19 protein-coding genes and 3 pseudogenes are annotated in these 22,249 nt (G+C 73.3%); 7 read left to right on the plus strand and 15 right to left on the minus strand.

Features of this window, described 5'->3' with window-relative positions:
• Positions 1-52: 52 nt before the first annotated feature.
• The 3 genes and pseudogenes from CP968_RS03175 to CP968_RS03185 all read right to left on the minus strand — a co-directional run bounded on the left by CP968_RS03175 (position 53) and on the right by CP968_RS03185 (position 1,856).
• Complete coding sequence (locus CP968_RS03175) at positions 53-745, minus strand: TetR/AcrR family transcriptional regulator (protein ID WP_150516527.1); 693 nt, start codon at positions 743-745, stop codon at positions 53-55.
• Positions 746-770: 25 nt separating this feature from the next.
• Positions 771-1,202, minus strand: a pseudogene (locus CP968_RS34370) (DUF5954 family protein); the annotation flags it as partial.
• Between the two features lie 240 nt (positions 1,203-1,442).
• On the minus strand, positions 1,443-1,856 hold the full coding sequence (locus CP968_RS03185) for an SsgA family sporulation/cell division regulator (protein ID WP_150516528.1): 414 nt from the start codon (positions 1,854-1,856) through the stop codon (positions 1,443-1,445).
• Positions 1,857-2,057: 201 nt separating this feature from the next.
• On the opposite strand from CP968_RS03185, the gene CP968_RS03190 reads away from it, so the two are divergent.
• Positions 2,058-2,462 carry a DUF3662 domain-containing protein gene (locus tag CP968_RS03190; protein ID WP_150516529.1) on the plus strand — a complete coding sequence of 135 codons (405 nt, stop codon included), beginning with the start codon at positions 2,058-2,060 and terminating at the stop codon, positions 2,460-2,462.
• Positions 2,463-2,535: 73 nt separating this feature from the next.
• On the opposite strand, the gene CP968_RS03195 is transcribed toward CP968_RS03190, so the two are convergent.
• The 5 genes from CP968_RS03195 to CP968_RS03215 form a co-directional block, all read right to left on the minus strand.
• Positions 2,536-3,507 carry a D-2-hydroxyacid dehydrogenase family protein gene (locus CP968_RS03195; protein ID WP_229885829.1) on the minus strand — a complete coding sequence of 324 codons (972 nt, stop codon included), beginning with the start codon at positions 3,505-3,507 and terminating at the stop codon, positions 2,536-2,538.
• Positions 3,504-4,454 (minus strand): aldo/keto reductase, encoded by a 951-nt coding sequence (locus CP968_RS03200; protein WP_150516530.1) that lies wholly within the window; start codon positions 4,452-4,454, stop codon positions 3,504-3,506. Before CP968_RS03200 ends, CP968_RS03195 begins: the two co-directional genes overlap by 4 nt.
• 289 nt (positions 4,455-4,743) lie before the next feature.
• On the minus strand, positions 4,744-5,907 hold the full coding sequence (gene galK, locus CP968_RS03205; protein ID WP_150516531.1) for a galactokinase: 1,164 nt from the start codon (positions 5,905-5,907) through the stop codon (positions 4,744-4,746).
• Positions 5,904-6,947, minus strand: a complete 1,044-nt coding sequence (gene galT, locus CP968_RS03210; protein ID WP_150516532.1) for a galactose-1-phosphate uridylyltransferase — start codon at positions 6,945-6,947, stop codon at positions 5,904-5,906. The genes galK and galT overlap by 4 nt, the downstream gene beginning before the upstream one ends.
• Positions 6,948-6,961: 14 nt before the next feature.
• Positions 6,962-8,827 carry a glycoside hydrolase family 35 protein gene (locus tag CP968_RS03215; protein WP_150516533.1) on the minus strand — a complete coding sequence of 622 codons (1,866 nt, stop codon included), beginning with the start codon at positions 8,825-8,827 and terminating at the stop codon, positions 6,962-6,964.
• A 321-nt stretch (positions 8,828-9,148) separates the two neighbouring features.
• On the opposite strand from CP968_RS03215, the gene CP968_RS03220 reads away from it, so the two are divergent.
• Together CP968_RS03220 and CP968_RS03225 are read left to right on the plus strand one after the other, a co-directional pair.
• The gene (locus CP968_RS03220; RefSeq protein ID WP_150516534.1) at positions 9,149-10,285 is read left to right on the plus strand and encodes a substrate-binding domain-containing protein; all 1,137 of its coding nucleotides are present in this window, start codon (positions 9,149-9,151) and stop codon (positions 10,283-10,285) included.
• A 116-nt stretch (positions 10,286-10,401) separates the two neighbouring features.
• Entirely contained in the window at positions 10,402-10,785 is a 384-nt protein-coding gene (locus CP968_RS03225) for a VOC family protein (RefSeq protein WP_150516535.1), read from the plus strand.
• Positions 10,786-11,289: 504 nt separating this feature from the next.
• On the opposite strand, the gene CP968_RS03230 is transcribed toward CP968_RS03225, so the two are convergent.
• Together CP968_RS03230 and CP968_RS03235 are read right to left on the minus strand one after the other, a co-directional pair.
• On the minus strand, positions 11,290-12,108 hold the full coding sequence (locus CP968_RS03230) for a sugar phosphate isomerase/epimerase family protein (RefSeq protein WP_150516536.1): 819 nt from the start codon (positions 12,106-12,108) through the stop codon (positions 11,290-11,292).
• Positions 12,105-13,181: a LacI family DNA-binding transcriptional regulator gene (locus CP968_RS03235; protein ID WP_150516537.1), complete on the minus strand. Its 1,077-nt coding sequence runs from the start codon at positions 13,179-13,181 to the stop codon at positions 12,105-12,107. Before CP968_RS03235 ends, CP968_RS03230 begins: the two co-directional genes overlap by 4 nt.
• 201 nt (positions 13,182-13,382) lie before the next feature.
• Here CP968_RS03235 and CP968_RS03240 point away from each other — a divergent pair.
• The 3 genes and pseudogenes from CP968_RS03240 to CP968_RS03250 all read left to right on the plus strand — a co-directional run bounded on the left by CP968_RS03240 (position 13,383) and on the right by CP968_RS03250 (position 16,531).
• A pseudogene (locus tag CP968_RS03240) lies at positions 13,383-14,534 on the plus strand (Gfo/Idh/MocA family protein).
• Positions 14,531-15,689: pseudogene (locus tag CP968_RS03245) on the plus strand (dihydrodipicolinate synthase family protein). The pseudogenes CP968_RS03240 and CP968_RS03245 overlap by 4 nt, the downstream one beginning before the upstream one ends.
• Complete coding sequence (locus CP968_RS03250; RefSeq protein ID WP_150516538.1) at positions 15,686-16,531, plus strand: sugar phosphate isomerase/epimerase family protein; 846 nt, start codon at positions 15,686-15,688, stop codon at positions 16,529-16,531. Before CP968_RS03245 ends, CP968_RS03250 begins: the two are co-directional and overlap by 4 nt.
• 53 nt (positions 16,532-16,584) lie before the next feature.
• Here the strand turns inward: CP968_RS03250 and CP968_RS03255 are convergent, their stop codons facing one another.
• From CP968_RS03255 to CP968_RS03275, 5 genes are all read right to left on the minus strand, one after another.
• Positions 16,585-17,751 (minus strand): cytochrome P450, encoded by a 1,167-nt coding sequence (locus tag CP968_RS03255; RefSeq protein ID WP_150516539.1) that lies wholly within the window; start codon positions 17,749-17,751, stop codon positions 16,585-16,587.
• Positions 17,752-17,876: 125 nt separating this feature from the next.
• A complete protein-coding gene (locus CP968_RS03260; protein WP_150516540.1) occupies positions 17,877-18,992 on the minus strand; it encodes an NAD(P)-dependent alcohol dehydrogenase in 1,116 nt (371 codons plus the stop codon).
• On the minus strand, positions 18,989-19,597 hold the full coding sequence (locus tag CP968_RS03265; RefSeq protein WP_150516541.1) for an EF-hand domain-containing protein: 609 nt from the start codon (positions 19,595-19,597) through the stop codon (positions 18,989-18,991). Before CP968_RS03265 ends, CP968_RS03260 begins: the two co-directional genes overlap by 4 nt.
• The gene (locus CP968_RS03270; RefSeq protein WP_150516542.1) at positions 19,581-20,390 is read right to left on the minus strand and encodes an HAD family hydrolase; all 810 of its coding nucleotides are present in this window, start codon (positions 20,388-20,390) and stop codon (positions 19,581-19,583) included. Before CP968_RS03270 ends, CP968_RS03265 begins: the two co-directional genes overlap by 17 nt.
• 160 nt (positions 20,391-20,550) lie before the next feature.
• Positions 20,551-21,120: an EF-hand domain-containing protein gene (locus CP968_RS03275; protein WP_150516543.1), complete on the minus strand. Its 570-nt coding sequence runs from the start codon at positions 21,118-21,120 to the stop codon at positions 20,551-20,553.
• Between the two features lie 684 nt (positions 21,121-21,804).
• On the opposite strand from CP968_RS03275, the gene CP968_RS03280 reads away from it, so the two are divergent.
• Positions 21,805-22,203, plus strand: a complete 399-nt coding sequence (locus CP968_RS03280; protein WP_150516544.1) for a VOC family protein — start codon at positions 21,805-21,807, stop codon at positions 22,201-22,203.
• The last annotated feature ends 46 nt before the right edge of the window (positions 22,204-22,249 follow it).

A 22,249-nucleotide genomic window follows, 5' to 3' on the forward strand; every position in this document is an offset into this window, starting at 1 on the left:
GCATTCTTTCGTCGGGGTGTGCGAAGGGGTGGGAGGGCCCTGCCCGAGGGGGTCAGGCCGGGTCCCGGGGCGTGGTCAGCGCGCCGTTGACCACCGCGCGGAAGGTCCATCGCAGGCGCTGCTCCGCGGTGCCGGACATCAGGTCCTCGCCGATCGCCGCGATCCGCGGATGGGTGGCGGCGGGCGCCTCGCGCAGGGTCCGGGCCAGTGCGGAGTGGTCGTCCGCCGCGGCGGCGTCCTCGCCGCGGGTGGACTGCTCGGCGGCGGTGGCGGTGGCCACCTGGAGCAGCACGTCCACACCCCAGGCGGCCTGCGCCGCGGGGACGCCGCCCTCGTCCAGCAGGGCCAGGATCCCCTCCAGCAGGGCGAGGTAGTGCGCACCGCGGGGGCGGGCCACCAGGGCGGAGCGCGCGAGGCCCGGGTGGTCGAACAGGACGCCGACGTAGGAGATCAGCACCGAGGCGAGCCGGTCGCGCCAGTCCCCCGGGGCCGTCACCGGGCGCAGGTCGACCGCGCCGAGGAACTCCTCCAGGACCGCGGCGTGCAGTTCGGCGGTGTTGGCCAGGTAGACGTAGAGCGACGCGGGTCCGGTGTCCAGCTCCGTGGCCAGCCTGCGCATGGTGACGCGCTGCAGCCCTTCGGAACGCATGATCCTGACGGCAGCGGCGACGATGACCTCGTGGCCGAGGGCCGGCTTGGCCGGACGCTCGCGGCGGCTCTTGGGTGCGGGTGGGTGCGGTGCCATGGCATCAACGTAACGAACATGTTCGTCACGAACAAGTTCGCTCCCGGACAGCGGATGGGACGGCCGTGCTGTCATCGTTCGCATGAACGGTCGGCAAGCAGCTCTCCTGATGCCCGAGCCAACGGTCCTGCTCGACCGGTGCCGGGCCCTGGCGGCCGTCGACGCGATCGTCGAACCCGACTTCCCGCGCTACGCCTTCGCGCCCTCGGCCGACGGCGGCGGCGGCGCGGGTCCGCTCCCGGGCCGCTCGGGATCCGGTGACAACGTTGCCGTCCTCGTCGAGCGTCAGGTGGATGCGGGTGGGGTCCTGACCGTTGACGTCGGACGGGCGCGTGCTCTCGGGCCCTCCGGGACCCCAGCGCAGCAGACGGCGGGTCCGGGCGATCCGGTACACCTCGCCCCGGCACTCCAGCCGGTTGACCCGGCCCGCCCGCAGCGTGCCGGCCGCCTCGACGTACGCCGCCGGCTCCGCGCACCATCACCGTGCCCGCGCGCCGGCGCGTCGACCGCGTCGGCCTCCACGGCTGCCTCCACCGGCTCCACGGGCACCCTCACGACCACCGGCCACGACCCGCCCGGCCCCACGTCTCCACGGTCCATGGCCCCATACTGCCGACCCCGGCGCACCCCCGTCCCGCATTCGCCGATCCCTCACCGTGCGGGATCCGGCCGACGGGCCGGACCCGCCGGCCGCGGCTCAACGGGCCAGGAGCTCTTCCAGGAACCCGTCGGCGTCGAAGGTCTCCGCCCCCGGCGCGATGACGGCGTACGTCTCGTCGAGGAATGCGGTGACCGCCCGCGCGTCGAGGAGCAGCACGGCCCCCTGCCCGCCGGCGGAGTCGCGCAGTGCGATGCGCACCGCCTCGCCGCCGGCCGTCCACTGGGGCCGGAACGTGACGTCCCCTTCGCCGACCGGCCGCTGCAGGCCCTCGGCCAGCATCTGGCGGTCGAAGCACCAGGACGGCAGGGCCGTGTCCCGGGTGAAGAACTGCGCCCGCACCGCGTACGGGTCGGCGCGGTCGTACGACAAACGTCCGAGGAGCGGGACATCGTCCTCTCCGTCCGCTTGGAGGCGGACGGCGATCAGGGCGGACACACGGGACAGCAACACGGGCCTCCGGGGGTGGGGGTCTCAGCCGCAGCCCGTGTGCCCCCTCTCCGGCGAGCCATACTGCTCCATCCGAAGGAACTCCGGCCGGAGCCCCTCCCGCCGCCCGGCCGGTCCGCCCCTTCCCCGGCCGCCGGCCGGCGCGGGCCGCCGAACCGGTGCCCGCGCCGACTGGAGTGACCGTCCGCCGGGCAGACGCGGGTGATGAGCCCCTTCAGTGCGTTGAGCCGCTGGGAAGAAGCCGTCGAACGCTGGCAGGACTCTCTCCTGGCCAGAGCCCGCCCCCGAGATCCGGTCGAACTGGTGGAGGCCCTGCTGCGCGAGTGCGATGCCCGGGCGGTGGTGTGCAGCCAGAGCCGGGTGGTGGTGCCGAACGCGTACGAGGTCGAGCTGTCCCGCGAGGTGCACCGGCAGCTCGGCCGGTACGCGGACCGCATCGGACCGCTGCTCACCGACGCGTTGCTGCGGCACGGCGAGGCACGCGGCTACGAGTGGGCCGGCCCCCTGACGGTGCGCCTCTGCCGCTCCGCCCTGCCGGACGGCGCCCGCTACCGCGTGACCAGCACCCCCATGCGCCACATCAGCGCCGACGCCTTCCCCGCGCCGTGATCCCGGTCCCGGCCGGCGCGCGGTGCGCGCACGCCCCGCGCGCACCCCGCACGGCGGCCGGCCGCTCCCGGGATCAGGGCAGGACCCGGACCGGCGTGCCGTCGAGGTAGGCGCGGATGTCCTCCACCGCGTCGCCGTAGTACGTGGCGTAGTTGGCGCGCGTGACGTAGCCGAGGTGCGGCGTGGCCAGCAGCCGGGGCGCCGTGCGCAGGGGGTGGCCGGCGGGCAGCGGCTCGGTGTCGAACACGTCGATGCCGGCCCCCGCGATCCGGCCGGCGTACAGGGCCGCGAGCAGCGCCTCCTGGTCGACGATGGCCGACCGGGAGGTGTTGACGAGGTACGCGGTCGGCCGCATCAGCGCCAGCTCCGCGGCTCCGATCAGGCCGCGGCTGCGCTCGCCCAGGGCCAGGTGGACGGAGACGAAGTCGCTGCCCGCGAGCAGTTCCTCCTTGGACGGGGCGCGCACGACCCCCTCGGCCGCGGCCCGCTCCTCGGTGAGGCGGGGGCTCCAGGCCGCCACCTCCATCCCGAAGGCCTGCCCGATCCGGGCGACCCGGGTGCCGATCTTCCCGAGGCCCAGCAGGCCGAGCCGTCGGCCGTGCAGGTCGGCGCCCACGGTCTGCTGCCACGGGCCGCCCTCCCGCAGCGCGGTGTTCTCGGCGACGAGGCCGCGCGCGAGTCCCAGCAGCAGTGCCCAGGTCAGCTCCACGGGCGGCGCGGAGGAGCTGCCGGTGCCGCAGACGGTGACCCCGTGCCGTGCGGCGGCGGCGTAGTCGATCACCGTGTTGCGCATGCCGGAGGCCACGAGGAGGCGCAGGCGGGGCAGCCGCGCGAAGAGCGCGGCGGGGAACGGCACGCGCTCGCGGAGGGTGACGACGATGTCGAAGTCCGCCAGGGCGGAGACGAGTTCGTCCTCGTCGTCCGTGTGGCCGGGAAGGCTGACGACCTCGACGCGGCCCGCGAGCGGCGACCAGTCCGCGGCGGTGGTCCCCGCGTCCTGGTGGTCGTCCAGCAGCGCACAGCGCAGCGGCTGCCCGTCCGTCACGCCGTCACGTCCGGCGCGACGGCGTCGATCTCGGCGAGCAGCTCGGGCTCCAGCGGGCGGTCGGCGACGGCGGCGTTGGCCCGTACCTGCTCGGCGGAGGTGGCCCCGGCGATGACGGAGGCGCAGCCGGGCTGCGCGGACAGCCAGCCGATGGCTAGTTCGAGGATGCTGCGGCCGTACTTCTCGGCGAGTCCGGCCAGGGCCTCGACCACGTCGAGGCGCTCCTCGGTGACGTAGCCGTCGCGGCCTTCGAGGCGCGAGCCGGCCGGGACGGGGGCGCCGCGGCGGATCTTGCCCGTCAGGAGGCCGTTGGCGAGGGGGAAGTACGGCAGGACGCCCACGCCGTAGTGCAGGGCCGCAGGTACGAGCTCGCGCTCGGCGGACCGTTCGAGCAGCGACCAGTGGTTCTGGGCCGACACGAAGGGGACCGCTCCGATCTCGCGGGCGACGTGGGCGGCTTCGGCGAGCTGCCAGCCGCTGAAGTTGGAGTGGCCGATGTAGCGGACCTTGCCCTCGGTGACGAGCTCGCCGAGCGCGGCGAGGGTCTCGGCCACGGGGGTGGTCGGGTCGGGGCTGTGCAGCTGGTAGAGGTCGATGTGGTCGGTGCCCAGGCGGCGCAGGGACTCCTCGACGGCCCGGCGGACGTAGGCGCGACCGCCGAGGGAGCCGGCGGCGGGACCGTACTCCATGTCCATGCCGGAGAAGCCGAACTTGGTGGCCAGGACGACCTGGTCGCGGCGGCCCTTGAGGACCTGCCCGAGGTGGCTCTCCGAGCCGCCCCGGCCGCCGTAGATGTCGGCGGTGTCCAGGAGGGTGATGCCCGCGTCGAGCGCGGCGTCGACGACGGCGCGGGTGGCCGCGGCGTCGAGGCGGCCACCGAAGTTGTTGCAGCCGAGCCCGACTGCCGATACCTGCAGACCTGAACTGCCCAGGGGGAGATGACGCATGTGTTCGGTGCCTCCGCACTCGTCCGGTACGTGATCGACAAGCGGCCAGTCTAGGGTTCCCGGCCGCGGCCGCCGGGCCGGGGCGCGTGAGCGCGGCGGCCCGGCGCGCTCCGAAAGGGACGGCCTAGGTCGTCCCTTGCGGATCTTGTCGGCCGAGCCCGCGGCGTCTGGTGCCGTGCCTGGGCGTGCTGCCGGGGCGCTCGCGTACCGGACGTACGTGGTCGCCCCGGCAGTGCGGCCAGGCACGGTGCCAGGCGTCGCGGGCCCGGCAAGATCCGAAAGAGACGGCCTAGAGGAGCCGGGCCGCTCCCGCGGCCGGGGCCGCCGCCGTGATGCGGGGCGGTGCGTGGTCGGCGGCGGCGAAGGCCCGGTGCACCGCCCTGGCCACCTCGTCCTGTGCGTCCGCCTCGATCAGGGCCAGGGCCGAGCCGCCGAAGCCGCCGCCCGTCATCCGGGCGCCGTGGGCGCCCGCCGCATTGGCCGCGGCCACCGCCAGGTCGAGTTCCGGGCAGGACACCTCGTAGTCGTCGCGCAGGGAGGCGTGCCCCTGCGTGAGCAGCGGTCCCGTCTCGCGCAGCCGCCCCGCCCGCAGCAGTTCCCCCACGCGCGCCACCCGTTCGTTCTCGGTGACCACGTGCCGGACCCGGCGGGCCTGCTCCGGTGTCCCGGCGAGGCGGGCCAGGGCCGCCTCCAGCTCGTCGTACGGCAGGTCGCGCAGTGCGGGGACGCCGAGCGTCCGGGCCGCTTCGTGGCAGGAGGCGCGGCGCTGCGCGTAGGCCCCGTCGGCCAGGGCGTGCCGGACGCGCGTGTCGATGACGAGGAGGCGCAGTCCGGCGCCCGCGCAGTCGAAGGGCACGTGCCGCTGGTGGAGGCTGCGGGTGTCCAGGTGGAGGAGGTGCCCGTCGCGCGCGCAGGCCGCGGCCATCTGGTCCATGGCTCCACAGGGGACTCCGACGTACGCGTTTTCGGCGCGGCGGGCCAGCGCTGCCAGCTCGGGACGGCTCAGCGGCAGCCCGTACAGGTCGGAGACGGCCAGCGCGGTGGCCACTTCCAGGGCTGCGGAGGAGGAGAGTCCGGCGCCGGTCGGGACCTCGGACCGGATGTGCAGGTCGACGCCGCCGCCGACCGGAAGCGCGGCGTCCAGCATGGCCCAGAGCACGCCCGCCGGGTAGGCGGCCCAGCTCTCGGCGGCCTGCGGCGGCCGTGCCGGGTCGAGTGCGGCGAGGTCGAGGGTGACCACCCCGGACGGGACGTCGGCGGAGTGCACCCGGAGCGTGCCGTCGGTGCGCCGGGCCGCGGCCACCCGGGTGCGCTGCGGCAGGGCGAAGGGGAGGACGAAGCCGTCGTTGTAGTCGGTGTGTTCGCCGATGAGGTTGACCCGGCCGGGGGCGGCCCAGACCCCCCCGGGCGCGTACCCGTAGAGCTCCTCGAACCGCTGCGCCACCTCGCTCACCGGCTCGCCACCGCGCGCAGCCGCGCGGCCGCGTCCTCGGGACGGACGTCGTTCATGTAGGCCTCCATGCCGGATTCCGTCCCGGCCAGGTACTTGAGCTTGTCGGCGGTGCGGCGGACCGTGAACAGCTCCAGGTGCAGCGCGAAGTCGCCCCGGCCCTCGCCGCTCGGGGCCTGGTGCCAGGCGGAGATGTACGGGGTCGGGGCGGGCCGGTCGAAGAGCCGGTCGAAGCGGCGCAGCAGGTCCAGGTAGACCCGGGGGAACTCGGCGCGCGCCGCGTCGCCCAGGGCCGGCAGGTCGGGTACGCGCCGGTGCGGGTAGAGGTGCACTTCGTACGGCCAGCGGGCCGCGTACGGCACGAACGCGGTCCAGTGCTCCCCCTCGACGACGATCCGGGAGCCGTCGGCGCGTTCGTCGGCGAGCACCTCGTCGAAGAGGTTGCGACCGGTGCGCTCGCGGTGGGCTGCGACGGTGGCGAGCATGCGGGTCGTGCGGGGGGTGACGAAGGGGAAGGCGTAGATCTGGCCGTGCGGGTGGGCGAGGGTGACGCCGATCTCGGCGCCCCGGTTCTCGAAGCAGTACACCTGCCGGACCCCGTCGTGGGCGGACAGTTCGGCGCTGCGGTCGGTCCAGGCGGCCAGGACCAGGGCGGCGCGCTCCTCGTCGAGTTCGGCGAAGGAGGTCAGGTGGTCGGGGGTGAAGCAGATGACCTCGCAGCGGCCGGTGTCGCCGGCGAGCGAGGGGAAGCGGTTCTCGAACACGGCCACTTCGTAGTCCGGCGCCGGGATCTCGCTCGCCCGCCCTTCGGTGGAGGGGCACAGCGGGCACTGGTCGGCGGGCGGGTGGTACGTGCGCGCCTGGCGGTGGGAGGCGATGACGACCGCGTCGCCGAGCAGCGGGTCGCGTCGCACCTCGGAGGTGCTCGCGGTGGCGGACGCGCCGAGGGGGCGCGTGTCGGGGTGGGCGCGGGCCGCGCCCCCGTCGGTGTCGTAGTAGAGGATCTCGCGGCCGTCGGCGAGGCGGGCACTGGTGCGCTTCACGTGAGGGGCTCCTCTCACTGGAGGGTGACGACCGTGGTGCGGCCGAGGTCGGGCTGGTCGCGCAGCGGCAGGTCGGGGCCGGGGCGCTGGAGTTCGAGGACGATGATCTCGTTCTCGCCGGCCTGCCAGAGCGGTCCGGGGGCGTAGAGCGTGCGCTGCGGGCCGCGCGGGGTGTCGTAGTGGCCGAGGAGGAAGCCGTTGACCCAGACCAGGCCGGTGCCCCAGGCGGAGAGGTCGACGAAGGCGTCGGCGGGGGCGTCGGGGGTGTGGGTGAAGCGGTGGAAGACCGGGCGACCCTCTCCGGGCGCGCCGGAGGCGCCGGACCCGCCGGACGCGCCCGCGGCGCGCGCATCGTCGTCTGCGCGCGGAACGGCGTCTGCGCGCGGAGCGGCGGCCGACCAGTCGAGCGCCGAGAGGTCGGTGAGCGGGAGCGGGCGGATCTCCCACTCGAACAGCTGCTGGTGGCCGTGGCGGACACCGCGCCAGATGCCCTTGCGGTCGTCGAGGAGCGGCCCGTAGTTGACCCGGCCCTGGGCCCGTACGAGGACGTCGAGCACCACGCCCGCCGCGCCGACCGGCAGGTCGAGCCCCTCGTCGGGGGCGTTGCGGTCGAGCACGCCGAGCGGGACGCCGTCGGCGAAGACGTACGCGCGGTCCCCGAGCCCGTCGATCCGGACGGGCATGGCGGGGCGCGGGCCGGTGACGGTGGTGCGGTAGTGGATCAGGCCGTGGTTCTGGCCGAGGCGTTCCATGGACTCGGGCGCGGGCCGCAGGACCGGCGGACCCGCGAGCCGGTCGAGGCCGTCGAGCAGCTCCGCCGTGCCCGCGGGGACGGCGACGGCGGGGGCCATGCGGGGCGGCGGCTCGGGCAGCGGCTCGTCGGGCAGGGGCACGTACGCGCCGATGACCTCGCGGAACGCGAAGAACTTCGGGGTGAGCTCGCCGGCCTCGCCGATGGGCGCGTCGTAGTCGTAGCTGGTCACGGTCGGTTCGTAGCCGGCGTCGCCGGGCCGCGACCCGGTGTGGTTGGCCCCGGCCCAGAAGCCGAAGTTGGTGCCGCCGTGGGCCATGTAGAGGTTGACGGAGGCGCCGGTGGCGAGGAGTTCGTCGAGGGACTCGGCCGCGTCGTCCACCGCTCGGACGTGGTGGTCCTCCCCCCAGTGGTCGAACCAGCCGATCCAGAACTCCATGGCCGCGAGCGGGCCCGTCCGCTGGTAGCGCCGCAGGGCAGCGAGCCGTTCGGCGGGCCGCGCGCCGAAGGTGGCGGTGGCGAGGCGGCCGGGGACCATGCCGCCCTGGAGCATCGCGTCCTCGGGACCGTCGGCGGTGAAGAGCAGGCAGTCCACGCCGCGTTCGACCAGCGCGCGTTCGACGTGGGCGCGGTAGCGGGTGTCGTTGCCGTACGAACCGTACTCGTTCTCTATCTGCACGGCGACGACGGGTCCGCCCCGGCTCGCGAGCAGGGGCAGCACCTCGGGGACGACCAGGTCGAACCAGCCGTCCACCTCGGCCTCGAAGCGCGGGTCGGAACAGCGCAGGTGGAGGCCTTCCACCGCGAGGAGCCGGGCGGGCAGGCCGCCGAAGTCCCATTCGGCGCAGATGTACGGGCCGGGCCGGACGATGGCGTCGAGGCCGAGCTCTCGGGCGAGGCGCAGGAAGCGGCCCAGATCGCGCGGGCCGGTGAAGTCGGCCTTCCCGCGGGCGGTCTCGTGGAAGTTCCACGGGACGTAGGTGTCGACGGTGTTCACACCGAGGGCCCGCAGCCGCCTCAGCCGGTCCTCCCACAGGTCGGGGTGGACCCGGAAGTAGTGCAGGGCACCCGAGACGATGCGGTGGGGGCGGCCTGCGCGCCGGAATCCGTCCTGGTCGTGCGTGAGCATGCGCTGACTCCCGGAAGAGGTCGAGATGCCGTGGGGTGCGGGATGCCACCGAATATATGAACGCACCGACCACAGCGTCAACGACCGGTTGAACGGATCCGATCGAATCGATCACATCCGATGTCTATGATGTCCTCCGCCGGAGCGGGCACCCGTCGCCCGTCCCTCGCACCCGCCTACCTCACATCCGCACGCCTCACACCTCACACCTCACACCGCGTGCCCCGTGCCCCGTGCCCCGTGCCGGAGGCGGGCGCCCGGGAACACGGGCAGAGGGCAGAGGGCAGGGGACAGAGGACGACACCGCAGCAGGAGGACACGTTGAGACCTCACGTAGACCGGCGGCAGGCGCGCGTGCTCGCGCTCGTGCGGGCACGCGGCAGCGTGCGCGTGGTGGACCTCGCCCAAGAGCTGGGCGTCTCCCCCGTCACCCTGCGGCGCGACATCGAGGGGATGGCGGCGCGGGGCGAGATCCAGCGCATGCACGGGGTGATCAGCCGGGTGGAGGCGGAACGGAACGCGGGCGGCCCACCCGGGGGCGCGGCGGAGGCCGCGCGGGTCCCGGCGACCGGCGGGGCCCCCCGGGCCGTACGCGGCTCCGGTGGCGGGGAGGGGCTCGTGGTCGGGATGGTGGTGCCCACCACCGAGTACTACTACGCCGACGTCGTCCGCGGCGCCCGCGAGACGGTCGAGGCGCGCGGCGCACGGCTGACCGTGGGACTGACCCGGTACCTGCCCGGCGAGGACCGGACCCAGGCGGACCGCCTGCTGTCGACGGGGGCGCACGGACTGCTGCTGACGCCGAACTGGGAGGCCGGCTCGCCCGCCCCCGAGGAGGGCAGTTGGACAGCGCGACTCCCGGTGCCGACCGTCCTGGTCGAACGCTGGGCTCCACCCGGGCATCCGGCGGCGGCCCTGGACCGGGTGACGTCCGACCACGCCCACGGCGCGGCGTGCGCCGTGCGACACCTGGCGGAACTGGGGCACCGGCGGATCGCCCTCGCCAGTCGGACCACCCCGACCACGGCGCGGTTGCGGGCGGGCTACGAGGCGGCGGTGACCGCGCTCGGCCTGGAGCCCGCCGCACTCTGGCCGACGACCGGACCGGAACCGCTGTCGGAGGCGGACCTGTTCGCCCGGACCCTCGACTATCTGCACGAGGCCGTGACCGAGGGCGGCGTGACGGCCGCGCTGATCCACAGCGACACCGACGCCATCATGCTGATCCCGCGCCTCACCTCGCTGGGCATACGGGTGCCGGAGGACCTGACCGTGATCACCTACGACGACGAGGTCGCCGGACTGGCCGACGTGCCCCTCTCGGCGGTGGCCCCGGCCAAACGCGAGGTGGGCGCGCGAGCGGCGACCCTGCTGCTGGACCGCCTGACGGCCGCGAACCCGGAGGACGGCCCGAGGGAACACCTGGAACTGCTACCGAGGCTGACCGTCAGACGATGACACCACCCGGCCCACAACCCGACCCCCACCCCCACCCACAAGACGGCCGGCACCAGAGCGCGCCGACGAACGCAACTCGGTGGCGCCCGGAGTGGAAGTGAGGAAGGCTCAAGCACATGGTTTCGGTAGTGCAGAACGTGGCGATCGACTGTGCGGATGCCTACGAGCTGGCCCGGTTCTGGAGCAGAGTGACCGGCCGCCCCCTGCATCCGGACGACAAGCCGGGTGACCAGGAGACTCAGGTACTGCTGGCGGAGGGCCCGATGCTCTACTTCAACCAGGTGTCCGAGTCCAAGAAGATCAAGAACCGGATCCACCTGTGTTTGCGCCCCGAGACATCGCGTGAGCAGGAGGTGGAACGCCTGCTCGGCGTCGGTGCCGCCCTTGTCAGCGATCACCGGAATCCCGACGGCTCTGGCTGGGCAGTCCTTGCCGACCCCGAAGGCAACGAATTCTGCGTTCTTCGGAGCGAGTCCGACCGAGCCGTGGTGCGTTCCTGACACCCACACGCCATCCTGGCCGGTTGCGTATGACCGCTGGTCACGACACTCGGTGATGGCCGCCAAGAAGCCGGCCGCCTCGTAGCACCCCGTGAGCTTGTCGCACGTGTGGCCACGGCGCAGTGCCTTGTGGCGCGGTTGATACCGCATTCGACCGCGTGCGTGGCGGCCCTTGTGATCCTCCGGCTCGAACGTCGGCGGACGGCGAACCGCGGACGGCGGACGGCGGACGCGATGACCAAGCTACGTGCGGCTGCGGGCCTGCTCGGCCCTGTCCGGGAGGGTGCAGCGGATTCCGCGACGGCCAGCACAAAACAACGCCCCCGAAGGCGAGCGACGACAGCCGGTCCGGCGGCGGGCCGGGACGGCTGGGCCGAAGGCCGGCAAGAACACCGGCCCCTGAGGACAGCGGGAACGACCGCCCCGACGCCCTCCGAGACGGGTGGGAGGAGCATGCCCCCGGGCCTGGAGGTCCGACACCCGGTCGCTCCCCGACGGCCCGCCCTACTCGGCCGGCTCCGACCGGGTGCGGTCGACCACACCCGCCGCCACCAGCCGTTCGAGGTGTTCCCGGCCCCTCGCCAGCTGCCCCGCCAGCTCCGTCGCCTCGGGGTACCAGCGTTTCTCGTACTCCCAGCAGAGCCAACCGTCCAGCGGCGCGACGCCCACCGCGCCGGCCAAGGGCAGGACCCCGTCGCCGAGTCCGATCGGTATGAGATCGCTTGCCGACGCCACGTCCTTGACCTGCAAGTAGCCCAGGTGTGCGCCGAGCGCCCGTCGGGTCGCGGCCGGTGTCTCCCCGCCGAGCCAGGTGTGCAGTACGTCCCACAGCACGCCGGCGCCGGTCCGTGCGACCCCGTCCAGCACGCGGGCGGCCGCGGCGCCGGTCCGGTGCGAGTCGTGGGTCTCCAGCAGGACGCGCACCCCGTGCCGCTCGGCGAACGGCGCCACGGCCCTGAGCCTGCGCACCGCACGGGCGTCGGCGGCCTCGGCCGGCACTTCACCGCCCCCGGGGAAGACCCGTACGTACGGTGCCTCCAGATCGGCGGCGAGTCGAACGAGCCCGCGCATCTCGGCAAGGACCTGCTCGTCCGCAGCCTCGGCGGCCACCCGGACGTATCCCGCGAGCCCGAGGGCGGAGACCCCCGATCGGGTGAGGGTCCGCAGCGCTGCGGTGCGGTCCGTGGCGGAGCTGGCGGGGTGCAACGACTCTTCGGGGTGCGCCCGCAGTTCGAGGCCGTCGTAGCCGTGTTCGGCCGCCAGCCCCGCGCAGTGCTCCACGGACCTGCCGGGCACGCCGAGGGTGGAGAAGGCGTACTTCACGGGCTGCTCCGCTCGTCCGGGGGCGGTGCCGTGGAGCCGCGGACCATGAGCTCGGTCGGCAGGGTGGTGATGCCCCCCGGCGGCAGCGGTCTGCGGCCGGTGACCAGGTGGGCGGCGAGCGTCCCCGCCTCGCGCAGGGGCACCCGGACGGTCGTGAGGGCGGGAGCGGTGTCCCCGCAGAAGGGCAGGTCGTCGAAACCGGCGACGGACACGTCCTCGGGGATCCGTATGCCCGCGTCGCGCAGGGCGGCGACAACCCCCGTGGCCACCGTGTCGTTCGCCGCGGCCACCGCGGTGAAGGGCGCTCCGCGGCGCAGCAGTTCCCGGGTGGCGTCGTAGCCGGCGGCGCGCTCGAATCCAGCGTGCACGGTGAGAGCGGCACAGGAGTCGGCCACGCCGTGGCCGTGCTGCCGCAGGGCGGTCCGGTGCCCGTCCAGTCGCTCCCGGGTGGTGCTCAGCCCCGGGGGGCCCGCGATGGAGGCGATGCGGCGGTGCCCGAGCGCCAGCAGGTGTTGCGCGAGACGGAAGGCACCGCCGTGGTCGTCGAACATGACGGTGGCGACGGGCAGGTGGGCGGGGAGGGGCAGGGGCGGTCTTCCGCACAGGACGACCGGTGCTCCGCTCGCGGCCGTCCGCGCGATGCGGGCAGTGAGGGCCGAGGTGTGTTCCGGCTCCTCGACGGCGCCGCCGGTGAGGACGATCCCTCCGGCGCGCTGTCCTTCCAGGAGGGCCAGGTAGGCCAGTTCGGTCTCCGGCGCGCCCTCCGTGTTGCAGACGACGGCGAGTTTGCGGGCGGCTCCGGGGCCGGAGGGAGCCAGGGCGCGCTGCAACGAGCCGGCCAGGATCCCGAAGAAGCTGTCCGCCACGTCGTGGACGAGGACTCCGACGAGGTCGGAGGTGGCCGCCGCGAGGGCGCGAGCAGGGCCGTTGGCGATGTAGCCGAGCGATTCGATCGCCTGCTCCACTCGGGTCCGGGTGCCGCCGGCCACCGGATATCCGCCGTTCAGTACGCGCGAGACGGTGGCGGGCGATACTCCCGCGTGCGCCGCGACCTCGGCGAGGGTCACCGCCATGTCGCACCCCTTCCTCTCCCGTTCCCGGGTCATCGTCTCATTCGGTGTGTGGAGCTCCATACTGCACGGGAGTGAAAGCGCTTTCTATCACCCGTAAGAGTGTTGCGCGGTGACTTTGCACAGTCCTAGCCTGGATAGCGGGAAAGCGCTTTCTATCGAGCTTTCACCGACACAGCCGAGGGCACGAAGGAGGGGACCACCGTGCAGCGCAGAACCATCAGAATCGCCATGAACGGCGTGACCGGCCGCATGGGATACCGGCAGCACCTGGTCCGGTCGCTGCTCGCCTTGCGCGAGCAGGGCGGTATGGACCTGGGCGACGGCACCGTGCTCTGGCCGGAGCCGGTGCTCGTGGGGCGGCGTGAGCCGGCGCTGCGTGCGATCGCCGAGCGGCACGGGCTGGAGCACTTCAGCACGGATCTGACGGCCGTGCTGGCCGATCCCGACATCGAGGTCTACTTCGACGCGCAGGTCACCCGCACCCGCGAGTCGGCGATCCGGCAGGCCGTTGCGGCGGGCAAGCACGTGTACTGCGAGAAGCCGACCGCGCTGACCTTCGAGTCGTCGATGGAGTTGGCACGGCTCGCGACGCGTGTTGGCGTCAAGCACGGCGTGGTCCAGGACAAGTTGTTCCTGCCGGGCCTGCTCAAGCTGAAGCGGCTGATCGACGGGGGTTTCTTCGGCGAGATCCTCTCGGTGCGCGGCGAATTCGGGTACTGGGTCTTCGAGGGTGACTGGCAGTCCGCGCAGCGGCCCTCGTGGAACTACCGCTCCCAGGACGGCGGGGGCATCGTCGCCGACATGTTCCCGCACTGGGAGTACCTGCTGCACGAGCTCTTCGGCCGGGTCCGCACAGTGCAGGCCCTGACGCGGACCCACATCGGCCGGCGCTGGGACGAGGACGGCGAGCCGTACGAGGCGACGGCCGATGACGCCGCGTACGGCATCTTCGAGCTGGAGGGCGGGGCGGTCGCCCAGATCAACTCCTCCTGGGCCGTGCGGGTCCACCGGGACGAGCTGGTGGAGTTCCAGGTGGACGGGACCCACGGCTCGGCGGTGGCCGGCTTGCGCGGCTGCCGCATCCAGCACCGTGGGGCCACGCCCAAGCCCGTGTGGAACCCGGATCTTCCGCTGACCGAGTCCTTCCGCTAGCAGTGGCAGGACGTGCCCGACAACTCGCCTCCGGACAACGGCTTCAAAGCACAGTGGGAGCTGTTCCTCCGCCATGTCGTGCTCGACGAACCGTGGCGGTGGGATCTGCTGGCCGGAGCGCGCGGGGTGCAGCTCGCCGTTCTCGGCTTGCGGTCCTCGGCCGAGGGACGGCGCCTGCCCGTACCGGAGGTGGCCCTGTGAGCATCCGGCTTCCGTCCGCCGACGGCGAGCTCCGCCCGCACCGGCCGAACTCCGTCCCACTGGCGCCGCTCGCCTGCGCCCCCGCGCACAGCAGACGCTTCTACGCTGCGGCGCACGTGGTCGCCGATCCGCTGGCGGCTTCGACCGAGGCCGGGCCCGTGGTCGACTGGGAGGCCACCTTGGCCTTCCGGCACCGTCTGTGGTCCCAGGGGCTCGGCGTCGCCGAGGCCATGGACACGGCGCAGCGCGGCATGGGCTTGGACTGGACGACCGCGGCGGAGCTGATCCGGCGCTCGGCGGCCGAGGCCGGCGCGGTGGGCGGCCGGATCGTCTGCGGGGCGGGCACGGACCAGCTCGCGCCGGACCGGGTCCACCCGCTGAAGTCGGTCTGCGCCGCATACGAGGAACAGCTCGGGCACGTCGAGGCCTGCGGGGCCGCTCCCGTCCTGATGGCCTCGCGGGCCCCTCGCGCGGACGGCCGCCGGTCCGGAGGACTATCTGGAGGTGTACGGCACTCTGCTGAGACACAGTGCCCGGCCGGTGGTGCTCCACTGGCTGGGCCCGGTGTTCGACCAGGAGCTGGCCGGCTACTGGGGCCGGGAGGACCTCGACGAGGCGACGGAGGTCTTCCTCAACGTCATCGCCGAGTTCCCGGAGAAGATCGACGGGATCAAGGTCTCACTGTTGGACGCCGATCGCGAAGCGGACATCCGGCGGCGGCTCCCGGCCGGAGTGCGCTGCTACACCGGCGACGACTACCACTACCCGGATCTGATCGCCGGAGACGGAGAGCGGGCGAGCGACGCGTTGTTGGGCATCTTCGATCCGATCGCTCCGCTCGCCGCCCGGGCCGCGCTCGCCCTCGACCGGGATGATGCGGCGGCCTTCCGTGAGTTCCTCGACCCCACGCTGGGCCTCTCGAGACACCTCTTCGCCCCACCGACCCGCTTCTACAAGACGGGCGTGGTCCTGCTCGCCTGGCTCGCCGGATACCAGGACCACTTCACCATGGTGGGCGGATGGCAGTCCGCTCGCTCGCTCCCCCATCTGGCCACGGCGTACGCACTGGCGGACGAGCTGGGCCTGTTCCCCGACCCCGGGCTGGCCGAGGACCGGATGCGGCGCCTGCTCTCCCTCAACGGGGTGGGGGCGTGAGCGCCGACGGGGCTGCGGCCCCGGCACGGTTCAGCCTGAACCAGGAGACGATCCGGCAGTGGTCGCTGCCCGAGCTGGTGGACGGGTGCGTGGCGGCGCACGTGGGCGCGGTCGGGCTGTGGCGTGAGCCGGTCCGGCGCTTCGGGGTCCGGGAGACGGCCAAGCTACTCGCGGGGGCCGGGCTGCGCGTCAGCTCGCTCTGCCGGGGTGGGTTCTTCACCGCGGCCGACCGGGACGGCCGGGCGTCCGCTCTCGACGACAACCGTCGGGCCGTGGCCGAGGCGGCCGAACTCGGCGCCGAGGTCCTGGTCCTGGTCTCCGGCGGACTGCCCGAGGGCGACCGGGACCTGCCGGGCGCGCGCGGGCGCATCGCGGACGTCCTGGGTGAGCTGGCGCCTTGGGCGGGGGCCCACGGGGTGCGGCTGGGCATCGAGCCGCTGCATCCGATGTTCGCCTCGGACCGCTGCGTGGTCTCCACGCTCGGCCAGGCCCTCGACCTCGCCGAAGGGTTCCCGCCCGAACAGGTCGGGGTGGTGGCCGACTCGTATCACCTCTGGTGGGACGACCGGCTGGCGAGCGATCTGCACCGGGCGGGGCGGGGTGGCCGCCTGGTGTCCGTGCAGGTCGCCGACTGGGTGACGCCGCTCCCCGCGGGCGTGCTGCTGGGGCGCGGCCAATTGGGTGACGGCTCGATCGACCTCCGCCGTTTCCGGGAGCTGACCGACGCGGCCGGGTACCGCGGGTCCGTGGAGGTGGAGATCTTCTCCCCCACCCTCTGGGCCCGGGACGGCTCGGAGGTCCTGCGGGAGGTGATCGACCGCTACCGGCAGCACGTCGACTGAGCGCGACGCACCCCGCGGCCGCCGGTCCGCACCAGCCGGTCTACGGCCGCCGGTCAGGCGCGGACCAGGAGCGAGGTGACCGTGTTGATCGTCAGTGACGGAGTGGGGGTGCCCGGTGCGGCCGCCAGGCGGAGGGTGGGGAAGCGGGCGAAGAGCGCCTCCAGGGCCGTGCGGAGCTGGAGGCGGGCGAGGGGGGCGCCCAGGCAGAAGTGCGGGCCACGGCCGAAGGCCAGGTGCGGGGCGCTCCGTCCGGTCAGGCGGAAGGAGTCACCCCCTTTCAGGGAGGGGTCGCGGTTGGCCGCCGAGTAGCAGAGCAGCAGCGCGTCGCCCGCGCTGATCCGTCGTCCGCCCAGGGCCACGTCCTGGCGGGGGAAGGCGAAGGGCAGCGCGAAGACGCTCGCGTCGTAGCGGAGGGCTTCTTCGACCACCTCGTCCCAGGTGAGGGCGTCCGCTCCGGCGAGGACGCGGTCCAGCTCGCCAGGATGCTCCAGCAGGGCCCGTACCGCGTTGACGAGGGCGGCCACCGTGGTGTCGAAGCCGGCCGCGAGGAAGAGCCACAGGGTGTCCCGGGCCTCCTGCCTGCTGAGGCCGTCGTCCGAGTCCGCGGACTCCCTGAGCGCCGCGACCAGTCCGTCCTCTTCGCCGGGTGCGGCCGGGCGTTCCAGCAGGTGGTCGAGGTACGCCCGGATCTCGGCGCTGAGCAGACGCGACTCGTCCGGGGTGAGCGCCGCCCGGGAGAGGGCGCGGAAGACCAGGGACGTGGCCCGGGGCCGTTCGTCGTCGGGGACGGCCAGCAGCGAGCACAGCACGTCGAGGGCGAGCGGCAGGGCGAACTGCGTGCGCAGGTCGACGGGCCGTTCGTCGGGCGCGATGCCGTCGAGCAGCCGGCCGACGGCATCGGTGACCGCCGGGGCGAGCGTCCTCACCCGGCGCGGTGCGAAGGCACCGGCCGCCACCCGGCGCAGCCGGGTGTGGTCCGCTCCGTCCGCCGTCAGCATCCACTGCCGGCTCAGGTGGTCGGTCATCGGCCAGTCGGCCGGGATCTCTCCGTCGCGCAGCGCGCGCCAGTGCGCGGGCGAGCGGGCGAAGAGCGGGTCGGTGAGGGCCGTCTCCAGTTCGGTGTATCCGACGACGGCCCAGCAGTCCACGCCGCCCGGCCAGCGGGCCGGGACGACGCTGCCGTGCGCGCGCAGGAGGTTCGCCTGTTCCTGGAGGTCCATGTGGGGGTCGAGGGTGACGCGGTCCAGCCCGATGGGGTGCCTCCGGAGGAATGAGAGCAGGAGCGGTGGGTTGGGGTGACGGGACAGGATGGGACGGGTGGGACGGGGTGGGGGACGGGGTGGGATCAGGAGGGGATCAGCACGGCTTTGACCACTTCGCCGCTCGCCACGTCCCGTTCGGCCCGGTCGATCTCGTCGAGCGGGTAGCGACGGACCAGCCGGTCGAAGGGGAAGCGGCCCTGTTGCCAGAGGGTGATGAGGTGCGGCACGAACAGCCGGGGCACGGCGTCGCCCTCGATGATGCCCTTCACCGTGCGGCCCGCCGCGATCAGCAGGGGGTCCACGGTGAGGTCGCCGTGCTGGACCCCGACCAGGCCGCACGAGCCGTGGCTGTGCAGGGAGCGGACGAGAGCGGTGATGACCGGCGGCAGGCCGGTGGTGTCCACCGCGTGGTCGGCGCCGCCGGTGATCTCGAGGATCTCCTCGGTGAGCCCGTCGGCGTGTCCGTCGAGGGTGTGGGTCGCGCCCAGCTCCTCGGCGAGTTTACGGCGGGCCGGCCGTACGTCGACGGCGACGATGACGGTGGCTCCCACGGCTCGCGCGGCCATCACCGCCGCGAGACCTACCGCGCCCGTGCCGGCCACCACCACGCTGGAACCGGCGCGCACTGCGAGGGAGTTGACGATGGCGCCCGCTCCGGTCTGGAACCCGCAGCCGAGCGGTCCGAGCAGGTCCAACGGCAGTTCCCCGGACACCGGGACGAGGGCGCGTGCGGGCACCACGGCGTGCGTGGCGAACGAGGACTGCCCGAACCAGTGCGCCGACACCTCCCCTCCGCCCGCGTCCCTGGCCGTGCCGGTCCCGTCGGGGCGACGACCGGTCAGGTTCCGGGGGAAGAAGGTGGAGCAGTTGGCCGGACGGGCGGCCAGGCAGGCGCGGCAGGTACCGCAGGAGTCGAAGGACATGACCACGTGGTCGCCCGCGGCCACCCCGGTCACCCCGGTTCCGGTCGCGAGCACCGTACCGGCCCCTTCGTGGCCCGCGATCAGCGGCAGGGCGATGGCCAGACGGTCGGTGCGCGGCAGCAGGTCGGTGTGGCACAGGCCCGTGCCGGCCACCCTGACCAGGACCTCGCCGGTGCCGGGCCCGTCCAGTACCACGTCCTCGACGCGGAACGGGAGCGTGCGGGAGCGCAGGACCGCGGCTCTGGCCGCGACCGTCGCGCTGGGTGCGGCCGTCACAGCCGGGCCCTCGTGCCGTCCCAGAACGCGTCCGCCCAGACGTCTCCGTACAGCCAGTTCCCGTGTGCTTCGGGATCGGGGCTGGTGTAGAACTCGCGGTGTGCGCGCAGGACGTCGGCCATCGGGAGTCCGTCGGTCTCACCGCGCAGCCCCATGCGGTCGGCCGCGAGCCGGATGTTCGCGTCGGGCGTGCCCATGCCGCGTTGGAACGCGGCGAAATCGGACAGACGGACGATGCCGTCGTCGTCCCGGTCGACGGCGGCCCAGACGGACTCGCCGACGGGCCGGAAGTACGCGTCGTAGTCGGCCGCTCCCCCGGCCAGGGCCTTCGCCATGGCCTCGCGCCACTCCTCCGGTGTGGTCCCGCGGTCGGGGGCCCAGCCCGTGACGGAGGCCATGTGGTCGCAGAAGCGCTGCGCGGCGGTGTGCACGGCGAGGGCCTTGGGGCTGCCGAGGGGTTCGCCGAGGTAGATCAGGATGCGGGTGAAGAGGATCGACACGTCGGCGAGTTCGATGAGGGAGTCCTGGTCACGGTCGGCGTGCGCGAAGCACACGTCGACCTTCCGCTCGATCAGCCGGGAGCCGATGTCATGAGGAGTGCGCATGAAGGTTTCTCTCCAAGCGGGAGACGGCCTGCGCCGGTACGGGGACCGGGCGGCGGGTGGAGGGTGCGGGAGTGCGGGGTGAAGAGGCGCCGGGTGAGGAGGCGCCGAGCGCGTTCACCAGCGGGACGAGCGTGTGCCGGTCCGCGATGGTCCAGCCCGCGCCGTGGGCCAGTGCCCGCAGGGTGTCGTCGGGTTCGAAGGCGACCGGATGCCCGACGGCCCCGAGCAGTACGCGGTCGGAGGCGCTGTTGCCGACGGCCAGGGCGGTGCCCAGGCCGGCACCGAGCCGGGCGGCCAGCGTGCACAGCAGCTCGGCCTTGACCTCGGGGACGGCCGGCAGGGTCAGGAAGCGGTGCGTGTACGTGCCGTCCGGGCCGGTGGCCAGCCGCATGCCGAAGCGGTGGGCGATGCCGAGTTCGCCGGCCATCCGGTCGATCATCTCCTGCGGGCTGCCGGACAGCAGGACCGGCGTGAAGCGGCGCCGCCGCAGGCTCTCCACCAGTGGAACGGTGCTCGCGAGCAGCCGATGGCGCACCTTGCGCCAGGCCGCGTGGGAGGCCCGTACGGCGTCCTCGTGCCGCACCCCCTCCATGGCGCGGGCGTACGCGGCGCTCGCGCGGCCGGTGGTGTCGCGGAACCGGGCGCCCGCGGCGCGGTGTGCGCCCATCGTGTCGCGTACGTGCCGTACGGCGACCGGGTCGACCAGGCCGGACGAGCGGAGTTCGTCGAGGAGGGAGAAGCCGAGGGTGCCCTCGTAGAGGGTCCCGTCGACGTCCAGTGCGGCTATGTTCATGCGGCTTTCCCGGGCCCGTCCCGTGCGGTGTGGAGGTGGAGTGTGCTGCGGGTGACGGCGGGGCCGGCGGGTGGGCGGGCGCTGCCGGCCCGGCCGCCCGCCGGCCCGCGCGTCAGTGCGTCAGTGCGTCAGTGCGTCAGTGCGTCAGTGCGTCAGTGCGTCAGGCGGTCTGGAACTCGGCGCCGAAGAGCCAGTTGCCGTTCGTGTCGGCGTCGGTGCTGGTGTAGAAGTCGTGGAAGGCGACCGTCAGCTCGTCGACCGAGAGCGAGCCGTCGCCGTCCAGGTCGAGCTTCTCGAACCCGATGCGGGCGTTCTCCGGGGTGGTGCCGAAGGCGAGCTGGACGGCGCTGAACTCCCTCGCCGAGACCTCGCCGTCGTCGTCGCGGTCGCAGAGCTTCCAGATGGCCGTGGCCACGGGGCGGCTGGCGGCGTCGAAGGAGGACTTGGAACCGACGAGCCGGCGCATGCCGACCCGGTACTCCAGCGGGTCGATCTTCCCGTCCTTGTCGGTGTCGAGCTCCGAGGCCATCCCCTCCCACCAGTTCTGACAGACGCGCAGCATCTCGGTGGCCTTCGGGGAGTCGAAGGGCTCGTTCACGGCCGCGATCACGCGGGCGGCGAAGGTGAGGATGTCGGCGGCGTCGACGACGCCGTCCTTGTTCTGGTCGGCGTGCCCGAAGCACATGTCGAACTTGTGGTCGAGGAGCTCGCTCTGCGGGGCGAGGGTCATGTGAAAGTCCTTCGAATCGTGAACTGTACCGCTGACGCCGTCGACGGCAGCCGGATCTGGATCAAGGTCCGGCGAGGTGAGCGTAGGGACGGGCTCGAACTCGACATCCCTCCCGCGGGGGGCGTTCACCCGAAGGGGTGGGACGGATACGATCCGATGACTACTCTGCGAGAAGAGCCTTTTCTGACCGGATTTGCTGCCGTCTCGCCCGGCATCACGCCGCGCGAGGCAGTTCTCCCGGGCGTTGCCGGCGCGTCCCGTCGTCACGGGCATCCTCCCGGCCCGAGGGACCCTGGCTGGTTCACGACGGGCGCACGCCCGGCCGTACGCACCGCGCTCGCAACCGCGTTCGCGCCCAGCGGGCAGGCGCCCGAGCCCCGGCGCACGCCACCCGCACCCGATCCCGGCGCACGCCCCGTCGACCGGGTCTGGGTCCGGACCGCCGCGAAGGCGTTCCACGCCGCGTGCGGTCCCGGGAACCTTGCCGAGGCCCCCTCGCCGTTCCGTGCGGGGGCGGCCACGACCGCCGCGTGAGTTCTTGTGGCCGGAACCCGGGCGGGAACGGGCGCAGGCCCGGTGGACTTTTCCGGTCGCGACACTAGGATCGCGGGGACGGCATCGCGTGTCGGTCACCGACCGGGTGAGGCATGGAGGTTCCGTGAGTGCCTTTCGGAGGCATTTTCCGTGGCAGTACAGCTGAATCACACGATCGTCCACTCCCGTGACAACCGGGAGTCCGCCGCTTTCCTGGCGCACGTGCTGGACCTCCAGGTCGGCACCGAATGGGGCCCCTTCGTCCCGCTGGAGCTCGCCAACGGGGTCACCCTGGACTTCGCGACCGTTCCGACCGGGTCCATCACCCCGCAGCACTACGCCTTCCTCCTCTCCGAGGAGGAGTTCGACGTGGCGTTCGAGAGGATCCGCGCGTCCGGGGCGCCGTACTTCGCCGACCCGCACGGCAAGCACCCCGGCGAGATCAACCACAACGACGGGGGCCGCGGGGTCTACTTCACCGACCCCGCGGGACACGGCATGGAAATCATCACCCGGCCCTACGGGTACCAGGAGGAGCCGGCCTCCTAGGGGCTGTCCGATGGGTCGTGTGACGCTCCTGCTGGGAACTCGTTCC

It is taken from the genome of Streptomyces subrutilus (assembly GCF_008704535.1).
Taxonomy (GTDB): Bacteria; Actinomycetota; Actinomycetes; order Streptomycetales; family Streptomycetaceae; genus Streptomyces; species Streptomyces subrutilus.

Bases quoted from the DNA above. Each gene is read 5' to 3' on its own strand.
- CP968_RS03175 (WP_150516527.1), bottom strand. From the start codon at position 745: ATGGCACCGCACCCACCCGCACCCAAGAGCCGCCGCGAGCGTCCGGCC.
- CP968_RS03190 (WP_150516529.1), top strand. From the start codon at position 2,058: ATGAGCCCCTTCAGTGCGTTGAGCCGCTGGGAAGAAGCCGTCGAACGC.
- CP968_RS03200 (WP_150516530.1), bottom strand. From the start codon at position 4,454: ATGCGTCATCTCCCCCTGGGCAGTTCAGGTCTGCAGGTATCGGCAGTC.
- CP968_RS03215 (WP_150516533.1), bottom strand. From the start codon at position 8,827: ATGCTCACGCACGACCAGGACGGATTCCGGCGCGCAGGCCGCCCCCAC.
- CP968_RS03225 (WP_150516535.1), top strand. From the start codon at position 10,402: ATGGTTTCGGTAGTGCAGAACGTGGCGATCGACTGTGCGGATGCCTAC.
- CP968_RS03235 (WP_150516537.1), bottom strand. From the start codon at position 13,181: ATGGCGGTGACCCTCGCCGAGGTCGCGGCGCACGCGGGAGTATCGCCC.
- CP968_RS03255 (WP_150516539.1), bottom strand. From the start codon at position 17,751: ATGGACCTCCAGGAACAGGCGAACCTCCTGCGCGCGCACGGCAGCGTC.
- CP968_RS03265 (WP_150516541.1), bottom strand. From the start codon at position 19,597: ATGCGCACTCCTCATGACATCGGCTCCCGGCTGATCGAGCGGAAGGTC.
- CP968_RS03270 (WP_150516542.1), bottom strand. From the start codon at position 20,390: ATGAACATAGCCGCACTGGACGTCGACGGGACCCTCTACGAGGGCACC.
- CP968_RS03275 (WP_150516543.1), bottom strand. From the start codon at position 21,120: ATGACCCTCGCCCCGCAGAGCGAGCTCCTCGACCACAAGTTCGACATG.